The 19303-nt window shown below is 64.0% G+C and carries 23 protein-coding genes; 4 read left to right on the plus strand and 19 right to left on the minus strand.

The features are described 5' to 3' along the window. The first annotated feature begins 267 nt into the window (after nucleotides 1-267). The gene (locus HAQ05_RS09200; protein WP_190419658.1) at nucleotides 268-735 is read left to right on the plus strand and encodes a DUF1289 domain-containing protein; all 468 of its coding nucleotides are present in this window, start codon (nucleotides 268-270) and stop codon (nucleotides 733-735) included. A 1-nt stretch (nucleotide 736) separates the two neighbouring features. Here the strand turns inward: HAQ05_RS09200 and HAQ05_RS09205 are convergent, their stop codons facing one another. Beyond that, complete coding sequence (locus tag HAQ05_RS09205) at nucleotides 737-1090, minus strand: hypothetical protein (RefSeq protein WP_190419660.1); 354 nt, start codon at nucleotides 1088-1090, stop codon at nucleotides 737-739. 55 nt (nucleotides 1091-1145) lie between these two features. Then, complete coding sequence (locus tag HAQ05_RS09210; RefSeq protein ID WP_338050166.1) at nucleotides 1146-1322, minus strand: hypothetical protein; 177 nt, start codon at nucleotides 1320-1322, stop codon at nucleotides 1146-1148. 202 nt (nucleotides 1323-1524) lie between these two features. Here HAQ05_RS09210 and HAQ05_RS09215 point away from each other — a divergent pair, with 202 nt between their 5' ends. Next, entirely contained in the window at nucleotides 1525-2664 is a 1140-nt protein-coding gene (locus HAQ05_RS09215; protein ID WP_190419662.1) for a glutathione-independent formaldehyde dehydrogenase, read from the plus strand. Between the two features lie 77 nt (nucleotides 2665-2741). On the opposite strand, the gene HAQ05_RS09220 is transcribed toward HAQ05_RS09215, so the two are convergent. The 6 genes from HAQ05_RS09220 to HAQ05_RS09245 form a co-directional block, all read right to left on the minus strand. Continuing rightward, nucleotides 2742-4052: an MFS transporter gene (locus tag HAQ05_RS09220; protein ID WP_190419664.1), complete on the minus strand. Its 1311-nt coding sequence runs from the start codon at nucleotides 4050-4052 to the stop codon at nucleotides 2742-2744. A gap of 107 nt (nucleotides 4053-4159) precedes the next feature. Beyond that, complete coding sequence (locus tag HAQ05_RS09225) at nucleotides 4160-4786, minus strand: N-carbamoylsarcosine amidohydrolase (RefSeq protein ID WP_190419666.1); 627 nt, start codon at nucleotides 4784-4786, stop codon at nucleotides 4160-4162. A gap of 14 nt (nucleotides 4787-4800) precedes the next feature. Then, nucleotides 4801-5553 carry a maleate cis-trans isomerase family protein gene (locus tag HAQ05_RS09230; protein WP_202988053.1) on the minus strand — a complete coding sequence of 251 codons (753 nt, stop codon included), beginning with the start codon at nucleotides 5551-5553 and terminating at the stop codon, nucleotides 4801-4803. Nucleotides 5554-5565: 12 nt separating this feature from the next. Then, on the minus strand, nucleotides 5566-6369 hold the full coding sequence (locus HAQ05_RS09235; protein ID WP_190419668.1) for an alpha/beta fold hydrolase: 804 nt from the start codon (nucleotides 6367-6369) through the stop codon (nucleotides 5566-5568). Next, nucleotides 6366-7514, minus strand: coding sequence for an FAD-dependent monooxygenase (locus HAQ05_RS09240; RefSeq protein WP_190419670.1), 1149 nt, complete (start codon nucleotides 7512-7514; stop codon nucleotides 6366-6368). Before HAQ05_RS09240 ends, HAQ05_RS09235 begins: the two co-directional genes overlap by 4 nt. A 236-nt stretch (nucleotides 7515-7750) precedes the next feature. Beyond that, nucleotides 7751-8704 (minus strand): XdhC family protein, encoded by a 954-nt coding sequence (locus HAQ05_RS09245; protein WP_190419672.1) that lies wholly within the window; start codon nucleotides 8702-8704, stop codon nucleotides 7751-7753. A 194-nt stretch (nucleotides 8705-8898) separates the two neighbouring features. Between HAQ05_RS09245 and HAQ05_RS09250 the strand changes: the two genes are divergently transcribed. After that, nucleotides 8899-9951 carry a 2,5-dihydroxypyridine 5,6-dioxygenase gene (locus HAQ05_RS09250; protein WP_190419674.1) on the plus strand — a complete coding sequence of 351 codons (1053 nt, stop codon included), beginning with the start codon at nucleotides 8899-8901 and terminating at the stop codon, nucleotides 9949-9951. Nucleotides 9952-9990: 39 nt separating this feature from the next. After that, nucleotides 9991-10416 (plus strand): MarR family winged helix-turn-helix transcriptional regulator, encoded by a 426-nt coding sequence (locus tag HAQ05_RS09255; RefSeq protein ID WP_190419676.1) that lies wholly within the window; start codon nucleotides 9991-9993, stop codon nucleotides 10414-10416. On the opposite strand, the gene HAQ05_RS09260 is transcribed toward HAQ05_RS09255, so the two are convergent. The 11 genes from HAQ05_RS09260 to phnE form a co-directional block, all read right to left on the minus strand. Then, entirely contained in the window at nucleotides 10413-11195 is a 783-nt protein-coding gene (locus HAQ05_RS09260; protein WP_190419678.1) for an MFS transporter, read from the minus strand. The two genes, HAQ05_RS09255 and HAQ05_RS09260, sit on opposite strands and share 4 nt — an antisense overlap. 115 nt (nucleotides 11196-11310) lie before the next feature. Beyond that, a complete protein-coding gene (gene phnP / locus HAQ05_RS09265; protein WP_190419679.1) occupies nucleotides 11311-12060 on the minus strand; it encodes a phosphonate metabolism protein PhnP in 750 nt (249 codons plus the stop codon). Continuing rightward, on the minus strand, nucleotides 12051-12617 hold the full coding sequence (gene phnN / locus HAQ05_RS09270) for a phosphonate metabolism protein/1,5-bisphosphokinase (PRPP-forming) PhnN (RefSeq protein ID WP_190419681.1): 567 nt from the start codon (nucleotides 12615-12617) through the stop codon (nucleotides 12051-12053). Before phnN ends, phnP begins: the two co-directional genes overlap by 10 nt. Further along, a complete protein-coding gene (locus HAQ05_RS09275) occupies nucleotides 12617-13780 on the minus strand; it encodes an alpha-D-ribose 1-methylphosphonate 5-triphosphate diphosphatase (RefSeq protein WP_190419683.1) in 1164 nt (387 codons plus the stop codon). Before HAQ05_RS09275 ends, phnN begins: the two co-directional genes overlap by 1 nt. Further along, a complete protein-coding gene (gene phnL / locus HAQ05_RS09280) occupies nucleotides 13774-14490 on the minus strand; it encodes a phosphonate C-P lyase system protein PhnL (RefSeq protein WP_190419685.1) in 717 nt (238 codons plus the stop codon). Before phnL ends, HAQ05_RS09275 begins: the two co-directional genes overlap by 7 nt. Before the next feature lie 22 nt (nucleotides 14491-14512). Continuing rightward, the gene (gene phnK, locus HAQ05_RS09285; RefSeq protein WP_238935240.1) at nucleotides 14513-15322 is read right to left on the minus strand and encodes a phosphonate C-P lyase system protein PhnK; all 810 of its coding nucleotides are present in this window, start codon (nucleotides 15320-15322) and stop codon (nucleotides 14513-14515) included. A 14-nt stretch (nucleotides 15323-15336) separates the two neighbouring features. Then, nucleotides 15337-16212 carry an alpha-D-ribose 1-methylphosphonate 5-phosphate C-P-lyase PhnJ gene (locus tag HAQ05_RS09290; protein WP_190419689.1) on the minus strand — a complete coding sequence of 292 codons (876 nt, stop codon included), beginning with the start codon at nucleotides 16210-16212 and terminating at the stop codon, nucleotides 15337-15339. After that, nucleotides 16209-17282 carry a carbon-phosphorus lyase complex subunit gene (locus HAQ05_RS09295; RefSeq protein ID WP_190419691.1) on the minus strand — a complete coding sequence of 358 codons (1074 nt, stop codon included), beginning with the start codon at nucleotides 17280-17282 and terminating at the stop codon, nucleotides 16209-16211. Before HAQ05_RS09295 ends, HAQ05_RS09290 begins: the two co-directional genes overlap by 4 nt. Next, nucleotides 17282-17896 (minus strand): phosphonate C-P lyase system protein PhnH, encoded by a 615-nt coding sequence (gene phnH / locus HAQ05_RS09300; RefSeq protein ID WP_420825760.1) that lies wholly within the window; start codon nucleotides 17894-17896, stop codon nucleotides 17282-17284. Before phnH ends, HAQ05_RS09295 begins: the two co-directional genes overlap by 1 nt. Next, nucleotides 17896-18381 carry a phosphonate C-P lyase system protein PhnG gene (gene phnG / locus HAQ05_RS09305; protein WP_190419693.1) on the minus strand — a complete coding sequence of 162 codons (486 nt, stop codon included), beginning with the start codon at nucleotides 18379-18381 and terminating at the stop codon, nucleotides 17896-17898. The genes phnH and phnG overlap by 1 nt, the downstream gene beginning before the upstream one ends. Nucleotides 18382-18480: 99 nt before the next feature. Next, nucleotides 18481-19269, minus strand: a complete 789-nt coding sequence (phnE, locus tag HAQ05_RS09310; protein WP_190419695.1) for a phosphonate ABC transporter, permease protein PhnE — start codon at nucleotides 19267-19269, stop codon at nucleotides 18481-18483. Nucleotides 19270-19303: the final 34 nt, after the last annotated feature.

Consider the following 19303-nt stretch of genomic DNA (forward strand, 5'->3'; position numbering starts at 1 on the left):
TGCGCTGATGAGGGCGGGTACGCGGCTAAGGCTAAAAGCCGCGTACCAGAGCCGTTCTGTGGATCGACTGTGCTCGTGACGCTTTGAAAACAGCTTCCAACGGATATGGTTGCCAGCAGGTGTGGCGTTGTGTCGCACACTCGGGGCGCTAGGATTCTACGTTACTTTTGCGAGAAAGGTAAGTTAAGCCCTACAACTCCAGGGGTGAAACCCATTAGACATAGGGCTAACATGCACCCCTTCTGCAGGCTTCAAAGTGTTCACGCAATGCCCAACCAGTCGATCAAGACGCCTTGCGTCGGCCTCTGTTCCACCGTCTACGGCGACTTGGTGTGCCGCGGCTGCAAGCGCTTCCATCATGAGGTGGTGAACTGGAATGGTTACGACGAGGAGCAAAAGCGCCTGGTGTGGTTGCGCCTGGAATGCTTGTTGGTGCAGGTGGTGCAGGCCAAGCTCGATGTGTTCGATGCCGGGTTGCTGCGCCAGCAATTGCAGCAGCGGCAGATTCGTTTCGTCGCGCACCAGTCGCCCTACACCTGGGCGTATCAATTGATTGCCCGCGGGGCCCGGCTGATCAATCAGCTGGACGCCTATGGCATCGTGCTGTTGCCGGAGTTTCGCGAGTGGGACTTGCCAGCGCTGCGCGATGCCATCGACCGGGAATTCTTCCTGCTCTCCGAGGCGCATTACGAGCGTTACATCGCCCCGGCGTTCATCAAGGAGGCCATTGGCTGATTCAGCCGCGAACCAGGGTACCCGTGCCGTCGAGGATCACCCGCAACGCGGCCTCCAGGTCGGCCAAGTCGCTGGCATCGCTCTGGTGGGTGATGTGCAACAGCATGTCACCGCCGAACAGGTCGGCATCGGCCGCGGCGACCGCCACCTCCAGGGTGCCGGCGGCCAGCATAACCTTGATATCGCGCACGCCCACCGGCTCGTCTTCATCGAAAGCCATGTCGATTTCAGCCTCCCCAGGGTAGCGCGACATCAAAAACATCCGGCCGTCCGTGCCTTGGCAGGCGAGCAGGGCCAGGTTGTCTTCTTCTTCGTCGCACGGGTTGCCCATCAGCAGGGCGGCGGTCATGTGCATGGTAGCGCTCGGTCAGTTCGGTCAGGCGGCCATTGTGGCAGACGGCGCCTGGGCGTCATAGTTTGCGTTCAACAGTTTCGTCGCGCCGCTCCAGTGTTTCGGCATCTTGTTCTTTACGCTTGATCGACGTGGGGGGGATCACTTCATCGACCTGTTCGGTACGGGGGTTGCGGCGGTTCACGTCCACCGGTTTACCGGTGCTGTCGCGGGCGGGGGCTTCAGGTTTGGCCACGGCGGATCTCCTGGGGGTAGGGTGCAGGTTCGAGGCCGGCGCTGGGCCGATCGTTCAAGTTAAATAGCCGTGCCGCCGATGGGCGTCACCAGTATGACCACCCGTCAACGGCTCGGCCGATTCCAGTGAACGGGTCGGCAACAGGCACGCTCCACTTTTTCAGTGCGCCCTGTTTTGAAGGCGCCCCACTGGGAGAACGTGCATGAAAGCTATCGTCTACAACGGCCCACGTGACGTAAGTGTGCAAAACGTGCCGGATGCCAAGATCGAAAAACCCACCGATGCGCTGGTGCGCATCACCACCACCAATATTTGCGGTTCAGACCTCCATATGTACGAGGGCCGCACCAGTTTCGAGACCGGCCGGGTGTTCGGCCACGAAAACCTCGGCGAGGTGATCGCTGTCGGTGCCGGCGTGGAACGGGTGAAAGTCGGCGACCAGGTGTGCCTGCCGTTCAACATCGGCTGCGGGTTTTGTGAAAACTGCGAAAAAGGCCTCACCGGCTTTTGCTTAACCGCTAACCCAGGTTCGGCGGGTGCCGCTTACGGCTTTGCCGAAATGGGCCCCTACCAGGGTGGCCAGGCTGAAATGCTGCGCGTACCCTTCGCCGACTTCAATTGCCTGGTGCTGCCCGAAGATGCCGCCGAGAAGGAAGACGACTACGTAATGCTCTCGGATATCTTCCCCACCGGTTGGCATGCCACCGAGTTGGCCGGCCTGGTTCCCGGAGAGAGCATCGCCATATACGGCGCAGGGCCTGTCGGGCTGATGGCGGCCCACTCGGCGATCATTCGTGGCGCCGCGCAAGTTTTCGTGGTCGATAACCACCCCGACCGCTTGGCGCTCGCCCGGCGCATGGGCGCTACCGCCATCAGCTCGGTCGAGGGGGATGCGGTCGACCAGATTCTCAACCACACCGATGGCCGGGGCACCGACCGCGGCTGTGAATGCGTGGGTTATCAATGCTGTGACCGCCATGGCCACGAGCATAACCACCTGACCATGAACAACCTGGTGGCGTCGACCAAGGCCACGGGTGGCATTGGGGTGGTCGGGGTGTTCGTGCCGCAAGACCCAGGTGCACAGTCGGAGCTGGCTAAAGAAGGGAAGATGGCCTTCGACTTCGGTGCCTTCTGGTTCAAGGGGCAGACCATCCGCACCGGCCAGGCCAACGTCAAGGCCTATAACCGCCAGTTGGCCCAGTTGATTCACCATGGTCGGGCGAACCCGTCGCAGATCGTTTCCCATCGGTTGGCCCTGGCCAAGGGGCCGGAGGCCTACCAGCACTTCGATGCACGAGACGAGGGCTGGACGAAGGTGCTGCTCAAGCCCGCGGCGTGAACACGCGCTGCGCGTTGAACGCCGCGAGCCGCCAGCGAGCCAGCAGGTTCCACTGGCGGCTCGCCGCTTGAAGCGGCTTATCGATTGACCGTCTTGGCCGGCAGCCCCAGCACCAACAAGCAACTGAGCAACAGGCAGCCGGCGAAGATCCACAGCGCGATTTGCGGGCTGTGGAAGTGGTCCATGACCACCCCCATCAATGAATTGCTCACCAGCCCCGCAATGTTTGCCACCGAACACGCCAAGGCGAAGCCGGTCGCGGCCGCCGTGCCTTTGAGGAAGGTCGCCGGCAGGCTGAAAAACACCGGCACCGCGCCAATGATGGCCAGCGAGGCCAGGGAAAACAACAGCACGGTCATGGCCACGTTGTGGGTCACGAAGGTGCTTAAAAACATGGCCGCCGCCCCCACCAGGAACGGCACCACGATGTGCCAACGGCGTTCGCGGTGTTTGTCGGAGCTGGCACCGATGGCGAGCATGCCTACCAGCCCGGCGAGGCTCGGCAACGCCACCAGCAACCCAATTTGCTGCGGGTCGTTCACGCCCGCGTTGCGGATAAACGTGGGTAGCCAAAAGCCCATGGCATAAGCGCTGAGCAAGATCGAGAAATCGATACCGCCGAGCATCCACACCCGGATGTCGAAAAAACCGTCGCGAAACGAATGGCCGCCGGGGTTTTGCTGTTCGTCATCGGCCAGAATGCCTTGCAGGCGCTGTTTTTCATCCGCGCTCAGCCAGGGCGCCTTGCCGATGTTGTCTGGCAGCACCGCAATGCACACAAAGCCCAAAACCACCGTAGGCACCGCTTCGAGTAAAAACAGCCACTGCCAACCGGCCAAGCCTGACGCCCCGTTGAAGTGCCCCATGATCCAGCCGGAAATCGGGCTGCCGACCAGGCTCGACAACGGCAGGCCGATCATGAACAGGGCGATGATGCGGCTGCGCCGCCAGGAAGGGAACCACTGGGACAGGTAGTAGAGCACGCCGGGCAGGAAGCCCGCTTCGGCGGCCCCGAGCAAGAACCGCAGGGTGTGGAACTGCCATTGCTGGGTCACGAACATCGTTAGCCCTGACAGTAGCCCCCAACTGATCATGATCCGCGCGATCCACAGGCGCGCGCCGACTTTTTCCAGCACCAGGTTGCTCGGCACTTCAAACAGAATGTACCCCACGAAGAACAGCCCGGCCCCCAGGCCGTAAGCGGTTTCGGACAGGTGCAAGTGGTCGAGCATTTGCAATTTGGCAAAGCCTACGTTGATGCGATCGAGGTAAGAGGCCAGGTAGCAAAAGCATAAAAAAGGAATCAGCCGCCAGATCACCTTGCGGTAGGCGGCGTCGATCGAATCGGCAGCCGGTAGCACGGCGGCCTGCACGTTAGACAGGGGCATGTTGATTCTCCACGAACGGCCGAGCACGTGGCGCGGCGCAAGGCGTTAAAAAGGCAGGGGGAACGGTGCTTTTTTTTGTGTGCGGGCCACCTAGGGCGGCCCGGTGTTCAACGGCTGGCGAACCACGCCAGGGCCTCCTGCTTGCTCACCACGTCACCGTATTTACTGTCGATGTCGAACAGGTTCGCCTCGTGAGGTTCGGGGTGGCGGTCACCGACGCATTCGCGTACTACCATGCAGCGAAAACCATGCTGCACCGCGTCCACGGCGGTGGCGCGTACGCAACCGCTGGTGGAGCAACCAGCCAGCACCAGCGTATCCACGCCAAGGCCCACCAGCATCGGCGCCAGGCTGGTGCCGAAGAACGCGCTGGCATATTGCTTGCTGATCACCACCTCACCCGATTCTGGCAATACGGCCTCGCAGAACGCCGCCAGCGGGTTACCTTCGACCATGTCCTTCATCACCGGGGCTTTCTTTACCCACATGCCGCCGTCGGCAAAGTGCCCAGGGGTATAACGAATATTGGTGTGGATCACCGGCACACCGGCGGCGCGGGCCGCCGCCAGCAACGCCGGGCTTTCTGCGACGGCGCTGACCACCCCGGGGGCGTACAGCGGTGCGCCGGGCTGGGTGTAACCTTGCATGAAGTCGATCATCAACAGGGCGCCGCGCTGGCCGAAGCCGATACGGTTGCCCCATACACCTTGGTAGTTGCTGTGTGCGCTGCTCATGGCAGGGCCCTCGTTCAGTACGCTCCGGAGAGCAGGGCGCCGGCACCCGGCACGATAGGCTCCAGGCCCAGTGCCTTGAGCATGGCGTAGGTCGTCGCGATGGCGGCGGTGAGCACCGGCTTGCCGGTTTGTGCCTCGACCTTGGCGACCGCGCCCAGTGACGGCATTTGCACGCAGGCTGAGAGCACGATGGCATCCACGCCTTCCAGGTCTAGCTCGGCGACGATGCCCGGCAGGTTCGCTGGGTCGTGGCGTGCCACGGCGAGGTTGTCGGGGATCTCCAGTGCGTGCCACACCTTCACCTCGATACCCTCGTGCTCGATGTAGTCCACTACCAGTTCCGTCAGCGGCTTCATGTACGGTGCCACCAGGGCAATGCGCCGCGCCCCGAGCACCTTGAGCCCATCGACCAAGGCGCCGGCACTGGTGATCACCGGGGCGGGGCCATCGTTGTCGCGGGTAACCTGGGCCAGCCGCGCCTGGGATTCGCGGTGGTAACCCCGGCCCATGGCCATGATCGCCACCAAGCAGGCATAGCCCAACACATCGACGCGGGCGTCGGACAGTTCCGCGGCACAGCGGTCGGACTCGGCGTCCATCGCCGCCAGTTCTTCTTTTTTCACGTGTTTCATGCGCATGCGCGCCGAGTGGAAGGTGAAGCGCTCTGGGCGAATCAACTGCCGCGCGGTGAGCATGGCCGGGATTTCGGTTTCCATGGTGGTGTTGGAACTGGGCACGATCTGGCCGATGCGATAGAGGGTGTTCATGCATAGCTCCCTTCAAGGGGTGTCGAGAAAATCGCCCAGGGCGGTGAAGAAACCATCGAAGTCGTCCCAGGGGATCATGTGCCCGGCCGCGGCCACCCGGCGGATGTCGATGCCCGGCTTGAGCGCGGCGAGCTCAGCTTCGTCTTCGGCGCCGATCACGCCGCCTTTGCCCGCTACCATCAGCAGCGCCGGTTGCGGCAAGCGGGGGAAATCCTGGTGAATGTCCACCTCGTGGAAGTCGTCATAGGCTTTACGGATCGCCGGGGCGTAGCAGGTGGGCAGCCACTCGGCCCGCAATTGGCGTTGCTCGAGGGTCCAGGTGGCGCAGTATTGGCGCATGGCTTCGGCATCCATGCCGTTGAGCGATTCGGCGATCGAATCCATGTACCATGGCAGTTTGCCGGGGTATTCACGCCGCCCCGGGCCAGATACCGGCGGGTCGACCAGCACCAGTTTGCCGATCGGTGCCTCAGGGTGGCGGGTGGCCGCGCGCACGGCGAAGCGGGCGCCCATCGAATGGCCGAGCAGGTGGTACGGGCTAAGCCCCAGGGCGGCGGCGAAGGCAGGGATGTCGTCGGCGCAGGCGTCGGTGCCGTAATCCAGCTGCGGCCCAGTGCTGGACAACCCCCGGCCGCGGGCGTCGAGCACGTAAACGTCATAGCGTTCGCCGAGGCGTTCGGCGACGAAGCCCCAGGTGATGGCCGGGCTGGTAATGCCGGGGATCAGCAGCAGCACCGGGCCTCGGCCGCCGTAGCGCAGGTAATGTTGGCGAATGCCGTTGGCATTCACTTGGCCACCATACAAGTAGGTGCTCATGCTGCGCTCTCCGTTTTCAAGTCCTGGCCATAAAGGTCGTAACCGAACACCCACGCCGGGTCTTCCTGGGTGCGCAGCCAGGTGTTGGCATTGGACACCGCCTGCACTTGCGAAGCGCGCTCGCGGCGGTTGGCTTCATACAGGCCGAAGGCGGTGGGGTAATCGCCCAACCCGGTTGCTTCGAGGCAGCGTGCCAGCATGGCGCCGTCTTCGATCGCCATGGCCGCGCCTTGGGCCATGTGCGGTTTCATCGGGTGGCAGGCATCGCCCAGCAATACCATGCGCCCACGGCTCCACAGCGGCAGCGGCTGGCGGTTGAGCAGTGGCCACTTGGTGATCGTTTCGGCACTGGCCACCAGTGCCTGTACGGTGGGGTGGTAGCCTTTGAAGGCCTCGTACATTTCGGCTTGGCTGCTGTCGATAAAACTGGCGGCGCCGCCTTCCCATTCGGCTTGTGGCACGCCGCTGACGAAGTAATACTCATCGCGCTTGCCGGTGGTGTAGTAGACCATCAGGTGGCGGTCGGCCGACCACCATTTCACGCAGGCCTCGAAGTCCAGGTCGAAGGCCTTGAGCTTGTGCCCGGGGATCAGTGCGCGGTGCCCGACCCAGCCGCTGTAGGTGGGGGCTTCGAAGCCGAGCAGGTGCTCGCGTACCTGGGAGTTGATGCCGTCGGCGCCAACGATGATATCGGCGCTGGCCACGCTGCCATCGGTGAAGGTCATGCGCACTTCATCGCCGGTGTCTTCAAGGCTGGCCAGTTGCTTGCTGAACTGCACCGAGCCAGGGGCGATGGCCTGCATCTGCAGTGCGTGTAAATCGCCGCGATGCACGGTGATGTAGGCGGCGCCGTACTCCTGGCGGGCGTGTGCGCCCAGCGCAATGCGCGAAAGGTACTCACCGTCTTGGTCGCGGCTGAACCAGTAATCCGGGTGTGAGCCCATCGCTTCGAGCGGCTGCTCGATGCCGATCTGGCGGAAGATTTTCATGGCATTGGGGCCCATATGGATGCCCGCGCCCAGCCGCGAGAACCCGGGCGCCTGCTCATACACGTCGACGGTGAAGCCACTTTTTTGCAGTAGGGCAGCGGCGGCCGCGCCGCCAAGGCCGGCGCCGATCACGGCGATTCGGGGTTGCTTGCTCATCTATTTGTTCTCCCATAGGTGGGCGGGGTGCCTTTATAAATAGCGTATGCACTATTTATTCCCGTTTGCGATGTTGATCTTAGAAAAGCCCGAATCGCGAGTGGTTTTTCGGAAACCAAGCGGCGTAAAGCAGCGGGACCATGGCGTTTCTAAATGAAACATATACAGTGTATACGCTACTAAAGTGCACCATTTAGGCGCTTTGGGCGGTTGGTTTGTGCCAACGCGGTGCGCCATTACAACTGCTCACGCGGCACACCGTTGGCCACCCGCACGATGTCGGCCAGCACCGCGAGGGCGATGTGCGCCGGGGTTTTGCTGCCCAGCTTTAGGCCGATGGGGGCATGCACCCGCGCCAGCGCCGCGGCATCCAAGCCGCCGCTGCGGCGCAGGCGCTCGAAACGTCTTTCACTGGTGCGCGTAGAGCCCATGGCACCGATATAAAAGGCTGGCGAGCGTACCGCTTCCATTAGGGTGAGGTCATCGAGCCGAGGGTCGTGAGTGAGCGCGACGATGGCGGTGTGTGCATGGCAATGGCCGGCGGCGATATAGCGGGCCGGCAATTGCGCCAGGCAGGTGACGCCGGCAGGGGCGAAGCGTTCGAACGCGCCTTCGCGCGGGTCACACACCACCACGTCAAAATCCAGCGCCTGGGCGAATTCGGCGCAGTACTGCGCCACCGGCGAAAGCCCGGCGACCAGCAAACGTTGCACCGGGCCCAGGCGAATCAGTATCTCCTGGCCGCGTCGCTCGACCGTAGGCCCTGGCTGGTCGCAGGGCTCCAGCGCCGCCCCATGGGGCAGTATGCTGCGCAGTACGCGCTCACGCCCGCCCAGGGCCGCGGCGATCTGCCGCAGTTGCGACAGGTGGGCAGGCCCCAGGCTTTCCACCAACACATCCAGGCTGCCGCCACACGGCAATTCGACCCCAGTGGCGATGCCCCCGGCGCCATAGCGCAGCGTACTCACCTCAGGCAGCGGATGGTTCGCCAAGCGTTGCAGCAGGTCTTCTTCCACACAGCCGCCAGACAACGAGCCCGTGCAGGGCAGGCCGGGGCTGAAGGCAAGCATCGAGCCTGGGCCGCGCGGCGCCGAGCCGTAGGTGCTGAGCACGGTGCACAGCCATGTGGCGCGGCCCTCGCCGAGCCATTGCAGGGCGCTGTTGATTACCCGTTGGTCCAGCGGCTGCATGGCGCCTCCTGGGAGTATTAATAGGGTATACGTGGAAAAAAACACGCAATGAGCGTGCCTTGTTGTCGATGGCCCGATGGTTGCAAGGTATTTCGCAGTGTTAGCGCAGTAACAAAGAGCGTATACGTGATTTATATGCACCATTCGCACGCACATTGCCCTCTGGCCGTGCGTTGCCTCAAAGGAGCCTTGCGATGCCTGTCAGTGATAGCGAATTAACCCAAATGTTCGAGCACGTCTTGGGTTTGTCGAAGGTCGATGGCACCCAGAGCGTGGCCATTCTCAAAAGCCACTACTCCAACCCGCGCACGGTAAAAGCGGCCATGGACGCGGCGCAGCGGCTAAAGGCCAAGGTGTACGCGGTGGAGCTGCCCTCGTTCAATGCGCCCATGGCCATGGGTAATGACCTGACCGCCTACTGTGGTGACACCGCCCTGACCGGTAACCTTGCCGCGCAGCGGGCGCTGGAAGCGGCGGACTTGGTGGTCGACACCATGATGTTGCTGCACTCGCCTGAGCAGGAGCAGATCCTCAAGACCGGCACGCGGATACTCCTGGCGGTAGAGCCGCCGGAGGTGCTGGCGCGCATGCTGCCTACCGAGGCCGACAAACAGCGCGTGCAGGCGGCTGAGGCACGCCTGAAGCAGGCGCGCTCGATGCAGGTGCGTTCCACTGCCGGCAGCGACTTCCGGGCGTTGCTGGGCGAATACCCGGTGGTGACCGAGTACGGTTACGCCGATGAGCCGGGGCGTTGGGACCACTGGCCCAGCGGTTTCTTGTTTTCCTGGCCGAACGAGCAAAGCGCCGAGGGTGTGTTGGTGGTGGATGTGGGCGACATCTTGCTGCCGTTCAAGAACTACTGCCGCGAGCGTATCACCCTGGAAATCGAGAAGGGCTATATCACCGGCATCCACGGCGGTTTCGAGGCTGAATACCTGCGCGACTACATGAAGTACTTCAACGACCCGGAAGTCTATGGCATCTCGCACATCGGCTGGGGCCTGCAACCGCGCGCGCAATGGACGGCCATGGGCCTGTACGACCGCAATGACGGCATGTGCATGGACGCCCGCGCGTTCGAAGGTAGCTTCTTGTTCTCCACCGGCCCCAACACCGAAGTGGGCGGCACCCGCAAAACGGCGTGCCACATGGACATCCCCCTGCGCAATTGCAGCGTGTACCTGGACGAGGAGCCGGTGGTGCTGGAAGGTAAAGTGGTGGCGCCGACAGGCTCGGTGGCCTCGTGATACCATCGGCGCACTCCGTGGTAAAGGGACCCCATAGGCATGAGTTCGACGCCGTACGATTTCACTGAACAGGTCGGCCACCTGTTGCGCAAGGCTTACCAGCGGCACCTGGCGATTTTCCAGCAGCAGGTGGGCGATGCGCAGCTCACCGCGGTGCAGTTCATCACCCTGTGTGCCGTGCGCGACCGTGGCCCCAGTTCGTTGACCGAACTGGTGACCGCCACCGCAGTGGACCAAGCAACCATTCGCGGCATCATCGAGCGGTTGAAAGCGCGCGAGCTGATCACTCTTGGCCACGATAAGCAAGACAAGCGCAAGGTGATCGTACACCTGAGCGATACCGGCCGCGAAGTGGTCGAGCGCACCGTGCCGCTGGCCCTGGACATCAGCGAGGCGACCCTGGCCAACCTCAACCCGGCCGAGCGGGTGGCGATGTCTTACCTGTTGCGCAAGATGATTGGCTAGCGGGCTGAGCCACCATCGCCAATAGGGCGCCCGGCATGTATCCCCCCATACACCAGCATCACCCCACCATAGGCCCATAAACCCAAGCCAAAACGCTCGATGAACAGCAGCGGCGGGACCACAATGAACGTGAAGTGCACACCGAACGCCAATGCCGCCCTCGCAGCCCCGGAAGCGAACCGGGTACGGTCGAGGCTGCCGCGTTCGGTGCTGGCTGTGGTAGCTGGGTGTGCGGCGGCAGCGCCCACGGCACATAGCCGGCGACACCCAGCGCCAACGCGGCGTACGGCCAAAAGCTCGCCTGCCAATGCCCTGAGGCCTGCAGTACCACGCCCAGTAAGGGCGACACTGAAATGAACACGCCACCCAGCGTGGTGAGCCAAATCCGCAGTGCCGCGCGCCGGGTAATGCGCCTGCACCAGCGCACGCAACAGGCTAAAAACGGCGCAGCCTATGGCCTGCGATAACTGCCAGGCGTTGAACGCACCATAGCTGGCCGCCCACGCCGCGCCGAGGCTGGTGCAGCCACTGGCGGCGACCCTCAACACCAGCACCCGGCGCAGGCCGTAGCGGTCGGCAACGCTACCCACCGGCCATTGGGCCACTGCGTACACCATGGGGAATAGCGCGATGTTCGCCGTGATCGCTTCGGGGGTGACGGCGAAGTGGGCGGCCAGGGCCGGGACCGAAGGCAGCACCACGTCTAACGGAAACACACCGGGGAAAGAGACCGGGGTGAGCAAGGCGAAAAGTCGGTCCGTTTTGTTAAAGGCGGCCATGAGGGTTCGTAGGGTTGAACCACGGCGAGTGGTGCGCAAGAGTTGCTCTGATATCACGGCTTGCAAGGGTATTAAAAGGGAAAATACTGTAGGAAAACACTGCAATGCCCCGCCGCTATAGCACCAGGCCGTCCCGCGCGATGATGACACGGTCCGGCAACGGCCGCGGCTCCTGCATCAACCACGCATCCAGGGTATGCCCGACATGGGTCAGCACGGCTTGGCGCGGGGATAACGCTTCGACGATCTGCAATGCCAGGTTCAGGTCGTTGTGGTTGCGTGGCGGCTGCGCTTGCGGCGGCATTGAGCAGTCCAGAATCAACAGCTCCAGCGGCTGGCGCTGCAGGTACACGGCCGTATCGGTTGGCAGGCCGACCGTGTCGGTCAGGTAGGCGGCGCGGCGCCCACCGCCTTCCAGCAGGTACCCCAGGGTCGGCTTCGAATGCAGCAGTGGCAACGCCGTGACGCTCAAGGCGCCCAGCGCTCGTGTTTCGAATGGTGCAAACGGTTGGCTGAAGTCGAGGATGCCAGGGTGCTTGTACAGGTCGGCCAGGCCTTCGGCGTCGGCCGGGCCGTGCACAGGGATCACCAGCCCCTGCCCCCAGCGCAGGTGCAACAGGCCCTGCGCGTGGTCGGCGTGGTAATGCGTCTGGAGGATACCGCTGAGGCTGCGCGGCGGAAAACGCTCGGTGAGGTCAGGCAGACCGCTGTCGATCAACCAGCGCTGGTCGCCTACTTCTACCACCGCGCAACACGGCCGTCGGCGCCGGCGAGGGTCTAGCCGCGCCGCTTGGCAGGCCCGGCACTCACAGCCATACACTGGCACCTGGCGGGCGTCACCGGTGCCGAGCAGGGTCAGGCGCATGCGCGCGCGCGGTCGATACATTGCAGCAGGCGCGCCAGGGTCTGCTGCAGCGCGCCAGAGTTGTCCAGCAGGAACAGTGCGGGGTCCGCCGCCTGAAACGCCGTGGCGAACTGTGCGTTGCGCCGCAGCCGCTGCTCGATCTCCTCGGCAGGTTCCCGCCCCCTCGCCAACAGGCGTTGGCGCAGCACCGCCTGGTCGACCGTCAGCACCACCGCCAGCATCGTCGGATAACGCGCCCGCGCCTGCGGCTGGTGGCCACGAGAGCCGTTGACCAGCACGTCGTAGCCGCTGGCCAGCCACGCGTCGATCTCCTTGGGGATGCCGTAATGCAAGCCATTGGCGTGCCAGCTCAGAGCAAAGGCGCCCTGGGCCTGCATCGCCAGAAACCGCTCGGCGCTGACCGCTTGCGCGGCCTCGCCCTTGGCCTCTGCCGAGCGGGTGATGACCCTCCGCGCGATCCGACAACCGCGCGCGGCCATGGGTTCGCGCGCGGCATCCAGCAGCGTGTCTTTGCCCGAACCGGACGGGCCGATGAGGTAGATCAACCTGCCTGCCATCAGAACACCCGCTTGGCTTGGCGCCAGACCTGTTGGATCACTGGCAGCGTGCCGAAGGTCCGGGCCTGGACCAGGTCGGCGCGCAGGCCGACACGGATGGCCCCGCGATCATCCAAGCCCGCCGCACGGGCCGGCGTGTCGCTGACCATCGCCACCGCTTTGGCCAACCCCGCGCCCGAAGGCTGCTCGCGTTCGTCCAACTGCGTGGCCAGCGTGAACGCCGCCTGCAGCAGGCTGGCGGGGTAATAGTCGCTGGACAGGATATCCAGTAGCCCTTCTGTGGCCAAACGGGCGGCCGCGACGTTACCGGAGTGCGAACCCCCGCGAACGATGTTCGGCGCGCCCATCAACACGCTCATGCCCATGCGCCGGCAGCCCGTGGCCGCTTCCAGTGTGGTGGGGAACTCGGCGATGGTCATGCCATAGGCCGCCGATTCCTCCACATGGGCCAATGTCGCGTCGTCATGGCTGGCGACGCTAAGGCCGCGCGCCAGGCAGATGCCGACGATGGCCTGGCGGTGGCGGTCGCTGTAGGTTTTGGCGTTGGCGACCTGCTCGACGACAAAGGCATCCATCTGCGCCGGGCTCAGGTGGTACTTGCCCATGTAGTACTCGCGGTACTTGGCCTCCAGCGCGAACTGGCGCTGGCCCGGCGAATGGTCCATCACCGACACCAGCTGCACCAGCGGTTGCTCCACCAGGTCGCGGAACACGCTCAGGGTGGCCGGGTGGCTGACCTCGCAGCGCAGGTGCAGGCGGTGCTCGGCGCGAGTCATGTCGCGGGCGTTGGCGTGGGCGATGGCCTCGACCATCCCTGGCAACTGCTGCATGCGTTTGCCTTTGGGGTTGACATCGCCGATGGACAACGCGTCGAACACCGTAGTGATGCCCGCGGCGATGATCTGTGCATCGTGGCTCATCACCGCCGGCGCGGATGGCCAATCCACGCCGGGGCGCGGGCCCAGGTGCTTTTCCAGGTTATCGGTGTGCAGTTCCACCAGGCCCGGCAGCAAGTAATCGCCGTTCAGGTTCTGCGCTTGCGGCAGGTGGCTGTTACCGGTTTCCACCTCGCTGATCACCCCTTCGCGCAGTACCACGGTACCGAGCAACACGCGGTCGGCGGTGACAATGCGGGCGTTGGTCAGAATCTGTTCGTTCAACATTGCAATGATTCCTTGGCCGTCGAGGGCGTGGGGGTCATATCCAAATGGCGATCGGCAACGGCCTCGCGGGCCAGCCGGTCATGAAAAATGCCGATCACGGCGGCGCCGGCAGCCTTGGTTTCGTTGATCAGCTCCAGCACCACCTGGCGGTTGGCGTCATCCAGGGACGCGGTGGGCTCATCCAGCAGCATCACCGGCCACGGCACCATGAAGCCACGGGCGATATTGACCCGCTGTTGCTCCCCGCCAGAAAACGTGCCGGGCGCCAGTTGCCATAGAGGCTTTGCAATATTCAGGCGGGCCAGCAGCGCTTCTGCCCGGGCCTTGGCCCGGGGCTGCTCCCAGCCTCGGGACAGTGCGGGCTCCATGACGATGTCCAGCGTGGCTACGCGGGGGATAACCCGCAGGAACTGGCTGACGTAGCCCAATGTGTGTTGGCGCACGGCCATGATCTGGCGCGGCTCGGCGCCCCTCAGTTCCAGCCATTGCCCCCGGTGTAGAACGCGGATGCTGCCCGCCGTGGGTAAGTAGTTGCCATACAGCGTGCGCAGCAGCGTGCTTTTCCCCGCGCCCGACTGGCCATGCAGCACCAGGCATTCTCCACTGAGCACCGAGAAATCCAGGCCCCGCAGCACGTTCAGCGCCACGCTGTTTTGCGGGTGCAAGGTGAAGGTTTTCGAGAGGTCGCGGACCTCGATCAACGTGTTCATCAACGGTACCTCAAGGGTCGGCTCACGGCTGCAACACCGACGACACCAGCAGTTGCGAGTAGGGATGTTGCGGGTCGTCGAGGATCTGGTCGGTCAGGCCGGCCTCTACCACCTGTGAACGGCGCATGACCATCAAGCGGTCGGCCAGCAGGCGCGCCACCGCCAGGTCATGGGTGACCAGCACCACGGCCAGGTCGAGCTCACGTACCAGGCCGCGCATCAGGTCCAACAGCCGCGCCTGCACGGAAACGTCCAGGCCTCCGGTGGGCTCGTCCATGAACACCAGCCGTGGGCCAGACACCAGATTGCGAGCGATCTGCAGGCGCTGTTGCATACCGCCGGAAAACGTTCGTGGCAGGTCATCGATGCGCTGGGGGTCTATTTCCACCTGTGCCAGCCAGTCGAGGCCGGCGGCGCGCAGTGCCTGGTAATTGCGCACCCCTTGGGCCATCAGGCGCTCGCCGATGTTGGCGCCCGCCGACACCGACATGCGCAGGCCGTCACGCGGGTTCTGCTCGACGAAAGCCCATTCGGTGCGCAGCAAGGTGCGGCGTTCTGCTTCGCTGGCGCTGTACACATCCAGCCAACGGCCGTCGCGACGGCGGTAGTCAATCACGCCAGCGTCCGGCGGGCAGCGGCCGCTGAGCAACGACAGCAAGGTCGATTTACCCGAGCCCGACTCGCCGACGATACCCAGTACTTCGCCCGGATACAGCGTGAAGTCGACGCCCTGGCAGCCCTTCTGCGGGCCATACAGCTTGCCCAGCCCGCGCACCTGAAGCAGCGGCTGCGCGCGATCGGCCTGGCGGGCCGCCTGGGTGGCGTCGTTCATTGCGTGGGCGCTGTTCATTGACCGTCCCTCCCTTGCGCGACGCGTTGCGCGCAGTAGTCGGTGTCTGAGCACACAAAGCTCTGGGTGCCCTGGTCGTCGACGATCAACTCGTCAAGGAACGTGTCCTCGCTGCCACAGATGGCGCAGTGCTGCTCCCACCGCTGTGGGGCAAAGGGATGGTCCTCGAAGTCCAGGCTGCTGACCTGGGTATAGGGCGGCACGGCGTACAGGCGTTTCTCGCGGCCGGCACCGAATAGCATTAGCGCAGGGCTCATGTGCAGTTTCGGGTTATCGAATTTGGGGATCGGCGAGGGGTCCATGACGTAGCGCCCGGCGACCGTCACCGGATAGGCATACGCTGTGGCGATGTGACCGAAGGTGGCGATGTCTTCGTACAGCTTGACGTGCATGACCCCGTAATCTTTGAGCGCGTGCAGGGTCCGGGTTTCGCTTTCCAAGGGTTCGATAAAGCGCAGCGGGTCGGGGTTGGGCACCTGGAAGACCATGATCTGGTCGGCGGTGAGGGGCGTTTCCGGAATCCGATGGCGGGTTTGGATGATGCTCGCCTGCGCTGTCTGCTCGGTAGTGGCCACGCCCGCCGTACGGGCGAAGAACCGCCGAATAGACACCGCGTTGGTGGTGTCGTCGGCACTCTGGTCGATCACCTTGAGCACGTCATCGGCACCGAGGATGGCGGCCGTCAGTTGCATGCCCCCGGTGCCCCAGCCATAAGGCAACGGCATTTCGCGGCCACCGAACGGCACTTGATAGCCGGGGATCGCCACCGCCTTGAGCAAGCCGCGGCGGATCATGCGTTTGGTCTGTTCATCCAGGTAGGCGAAGTTGTACGCGTCGTCCCGTCGCGGGCGGGGTTGCGTGGCGGCATTCATTGGGCCTGCTCCGTAGAGGGTTTACGCAGCTTGCGGATCAGTTCCAATTCCGACTGGAAATCCACGTAGTGCGGTAGTTTCAGGTGCGAGACAAAACCGGCGGCTTCGACGTTGTCGCAATGGGCCAACACGAACTCTTGCTGCTGCGCCGGGGACTGGATTTCTTCGCCGTACTCCTCGGCACGCAGCGAGCGGTCCACCAAAGCCATGGCCATGGCCTTGCGCTCGGCATGGCCGAAGGCCAAGCCATAACCGCGGGTGAACTGCGCGGGCTCGGCAGTGGAACCGACGAACTGGTTGACCATCTCGCATTCGGTGATTTCGATGGCGCCGATGGCGATGGGAAAGCCCAGCTCTTCCGGCTCGAGCCAGACGTCCACTTCACCAATGCGGATTTCCCCGGCGAACGGGTGGTTGCGGCCATACCCGCGCTGGCTCGAGTAGCCCAGCGCCAGGAGGAAACCTTCGTCGCCACGGGCCAGCGCCTGCAGGCGTTGGGCACGACTGGCCGGGTATTCCAACGGCGTGCGGGTGATGTCATCGGCGGCCTCGCCCAGGTCGGTTTCTTCCTTGATCAGGCCTTCCTTGGCCAACAGGCCGAGCACGTGCGGGCAAGGCTCGAGCTGGGCGTGGCCGTGGACGTCAGGGCCGGGGTAGTCACCTTCGGCGAGCAGGCTGAAGTCCAGCAAACGGTGGGTGTAATCGAAGGTGGGGCCCAGCAATTGGCCGCCAGGCACGTCCTTGAAGGTGGCCGACAGGCGCCGGCTCAGCAGCATGCGCGAGGTGTCGATCGGTAGGCTTGCACAGAAGCGTGGCAAGGTGGTGCGGTAAGCGCGCAGCAGGAAGATCGCTTCTACCAGGTCGCCAGCTGCTTGCTTGATCGCCAGCGCGGCCAGTTGCTCGTCGTACAGCGAGCCTTCGCTCATCACCCGGGCGACGGCCAACGGCAGTTGTTGGCGGATTTGCTCGACCCCCAGCTCTGCCACCGCAGTGTCGCCACGGCGCTTCTTCGCCAGCAGCCGGTGGGCGTTATCGATGGCCCGTTCGCCACCTTTGACCGCAACGTACATCAGGCACCTCCGTGGAACGCGACTTGGGTGCTGCGCGGCAGCCCAATCAAGTGGTGGCCGGCGAGAAAGAACACGTCCAGGCCACGGGGAAAGTCATTGCGTGATTCGCGTTCCTGCCAGAAATGCTCGGCCAGCGGCACTGCAACCAGGTGTTCACGCTGGATCCCGGGGCCACGCCAGGCCAGCCGCCGACCGCCCTCCAGGCTCGGCAGCTGAACCAGCAGCGTGCAGGACTGGTCCGGGTAACGGTCGTTGCCCAGGTCGAAACCGCTGAGGTCATGCAGTTGGCTACTATCGAGCAGCGCGAAACGGGCGTTTTGCCGGGCGCTGACGATCGGGCAACCGCAGTGGAACGCCAGGTTGGCGCGGATCGCCTGGGTGTCGAATGCCGGCGCCAGCCACAGCGGCGTGTCGATGTCCAGCAACGCCAGGCATAAGGCGTGGCTGGCCTCGGCCAGCCCGGCCAGCGGCGATGGCGCATGTGCCGGCCGCAAGCCTTGTACCACACCGGGTTCTGCCAGTGCCTTGAGTGCGGCGCGAAAGCTGCGCTGGGCGTCTAGCACGGGGTCGGGAAAGGCGGGTTGTAAAAGCGTGTGTAACAGGGGGGCAGCCATCAGTGTTCTCCTCTGACCAGCGTGAAGAACTCCACTTTGGTCGCTGCGGTTTCGGCTTCTTGCCGGGCCCGGCGGTCGGCCTGCGCCTGCGCCAGGGGTTCGATCAGCTCACTCATCCAGCGCGCCTGTTGTGCGCCTTGCAGGTGTGCGTCGGCCAGTGCGGCCAGTTCAGCACGGGCCTTGTCGCGCCCGGCCAGGTAGCTGTACCCAGTACGGCCATCGGCCAGGCGCACCACGCAGCGGGTCACGCTCATTTCGCCAACGTTGAACGGCGCGCCATTGCCGCCCATGCGCCCACGCACCAGGGCCATGCCGATTTCCGGGGCGCGGATCAGTTGGTAGTCGGTGTCGCGCAGGGCCGCCTCATGGCAGTCGAAATCGTCGCGGTGGGCGCGGGCCAACACGCCGATCCAATGCTGGCGCGCCCTGTCGTATTCAGGGTTGCGGACCGGCCCGGCCGCAGGGGGAACAGGGGTGGCAGTCATCGTAGGCATCTCCATCATGTGACGACTTGGTACGGGAACGCGTGGCGAGGCAACGGCATGGTTAAACAGGGCCAATGCCCTCTACGGTGGGGTGAAGCGCTAGATGAACTGCTTGCGCAGGCGTTGCGAGAGGATGTCGATGACGCTCACCACCACGATGATCACCAATAACACCGCGCAGGTTTGGGTGAACTGAAAGGCACGGATGTTTTCCCACAGGATCACGCCGATGCCGCCCGCACCGACCATGCCCACCACCGTCGCCGAGCGCACGTTGGATTCGAAGCGGTACAACGCGTAGGAAATCCACAGCGGCAGCACCTGCGGAATCACGCCGTAGATCACTTCTTGCAAGGCACTGGCGCCGGTCGCCCGCACCCCTTCGACCGGCCCTGGGTCGATGGCCTCCACGGCTTCGGCGAACAGCTTGGCGAGCACGCCGGTGGTGCTGATCCACAACGCCAGGACGCCGGCGAAGGGCCCCAGGCCGACGGCGACTACGAATAGCATCGCGAAGACCATCTCGTTGATGGAGCGGAACGCATCCATGACCCGGCGCAGCGGCTGGTAAATCCACCACGGCGCGATGTTGTCGGCACAGAGCACGCCGAGCGGCACCGAACAGACAATCGCCAGCAAGGTGCCCCACAGGGCGATGTGCACGGTGACGACCATTTCCTTGAGGTACGCGCGCCATTCGTGGAAGTCCGGCGGAAAAAAATCGGCCGCGAAGCTCCCCATGTTGCCGGCATCGCGGTACAGCGTCAGCGGGTTCATCTCGGCGCCATGCCAGGCCCAGGCCATCATCGCCAGGAACACGCCCCAGCCCAGGTATCGGCCCCAGGGGCGTTTGCCGGCGACGTCGGCGTATACAGCGTGAGTGGTCATAAACCGTCCCGTTTACAGGGTTAAGAACGACAGG

This window comes from Pseudomonas typographi (assembly GCF_014694385.1).
GTDB classification, from domain to species: domain Bacteria; phylum Pseudomonadota; class Gammaproteobacteria; order Pseudomonadales; family Pseudomonadaceae; genus Aquipseudomonas; species Aquipseudomonas typographi.

Coding starts and splice junctions, on each gene's coding strand:
- HAQ05_RS09245 (WP_190419672.1), bottom strand. CDS start 8,704: ATGCAGCCGCTGGACCAACGGGTAATCAACAGCGCCCTGCAATGGCTC.
- HAQ05_RS09240 (WP_190419670.1), bottom strand. CDS start 7,514: ATGAGCAAGCAACCCCGAATCGCCGTGATCGGCGCCGGCCTTGGCGGC.
- HAQ05_RS09230 (WP_202988053.1), bottom strand. CDS start 5,553: ATGAACACCCTCTATCGCATCGGCCAGATCGTGCCCAGTTCCAACACC.
- HAQ05_RS09200 (WP_190419658.1), top strand. CDS start 268: ATGCCCAACCAGTCGATCAAGACGCCTTGCGTCGGCCTCTGTTCCACC.
- HAQ05_RS09220 (WP_190419664.1), bottom strand. CDS start 4,052: ATGCCCCTGTCTAACGTGCAGGCCGCCGTGCTACCGGCTGCCGATTCG.
- phnE (WP_190419695.1), bottom strand. CDS start 19,269: ATGACCACTCACGCTGTATACGCCGACGTCGCCGGCAAACGCCCCTGG.
- phnL (WP_190419685.1), bottom strand. CDS start 14,490: ATGAACACGTTGATCGAGGTCCGCGACCTCTCGAAAACCTTCACCTTG.
- HAQ05_RS09255 (WP_190419676.1), top strand. CDS start 9,991: ATGAGTTCGACGCCGTACGATTTCACTGAACAGGTCGGCCACCTGTTG.
- phnG (WP_190419693.1), bottom strand. CDS start 18,381: ATGACTGCCACCCCTGTTCCCCCTGCGGCCGGGCCGGTCCGCAACCCT.
- phnK (WP_238935240.1), bottom strand. CDS start 15,322: ATGAACGACGCCACCCAGGCGGCCCGCCAGGCCGATCGCGCGCAGCCG.
- phnN (WP_190419681.1), bottom strand. CDS start 12,617: ATGGCAGGCAGGTTGATCTACCTCATCGGCCCGTCCGGTTCGGGCAAA.
- HAQ05_RS09235 (WP_190419668.1), bottom strand. CDS start 6,369: ATGAGCACCTACTTGTATGGTGGCCAAGTGAATGCCAACGGCATTCGC.
- HAQ05_RS09275 (WP_190419683.1), bottom strand. CDS start 13,780: ATGTTGAACGAACAGATTCTGACCAACGCCCGCATTGTCACCGCCGAC.
- HAQ05_RS09290 (WP_190419689.1), bottom strand. CDS start 16,212: ATGAATGCCGCCACGCAACCCCGCCCGCGACGGGACGACGCGTACAAC.
- HAQ05_RS09225 (WP_190419666.1), bottom strand. CDS start 4,786: ATGAGCAGCGCACACAGCAACTACCAAGGTGTATGGGGCAACCGTATC.
- HAQ05_RS09295 (WP_190419691.1), bottom strand. CDS start 17,282: ATGTACGTTGCGGTCAAAGGTGGCGAACGGGCCATCGATAACGCCCAC.
- HAQ05_RS09205 (WP_190419660.1), bottom strand. CDS start 1,090: ATGCACATGACCGCCGCCCTGCTGATGGGCAACCCGTGCGACGAAGAA.
- HAQ05_RS09215 (WP_190419662.1), top strand. CDS start 1,525: ATGAAAGCTATCGTCTACAACGGCCCACGTGACGTAAGTGTGCAAAAC.
- phnP (WP_190419679.1), bottom strand. CDS start 12,060: ATGCGCCTGACCCTGCTCGGCACCGGTGACGCCCGCCAGGTGCCAGTG.
- HAQ05_RS09250 (WP_190419674.1), top strand. CDS start 8,899: ATGCCTGTCAGTGATAGCGAATTAACCCAAATGTTCGAGCACGTCTTG.
- HAQ05_RS09260 (WP_190419678.1), bottom strand. CDS start 11,195: ATGGCCGCCTTTAACAAAACGGACCGACTTTTCGCCTTGCTCACCCCG.
- phnH (WP_420825760.1), bottom strand. CDS start 17,896: ATGGCTGCCCCCCTGTTACACACGCTTTTACAACCCGCCTTTCCCGAC.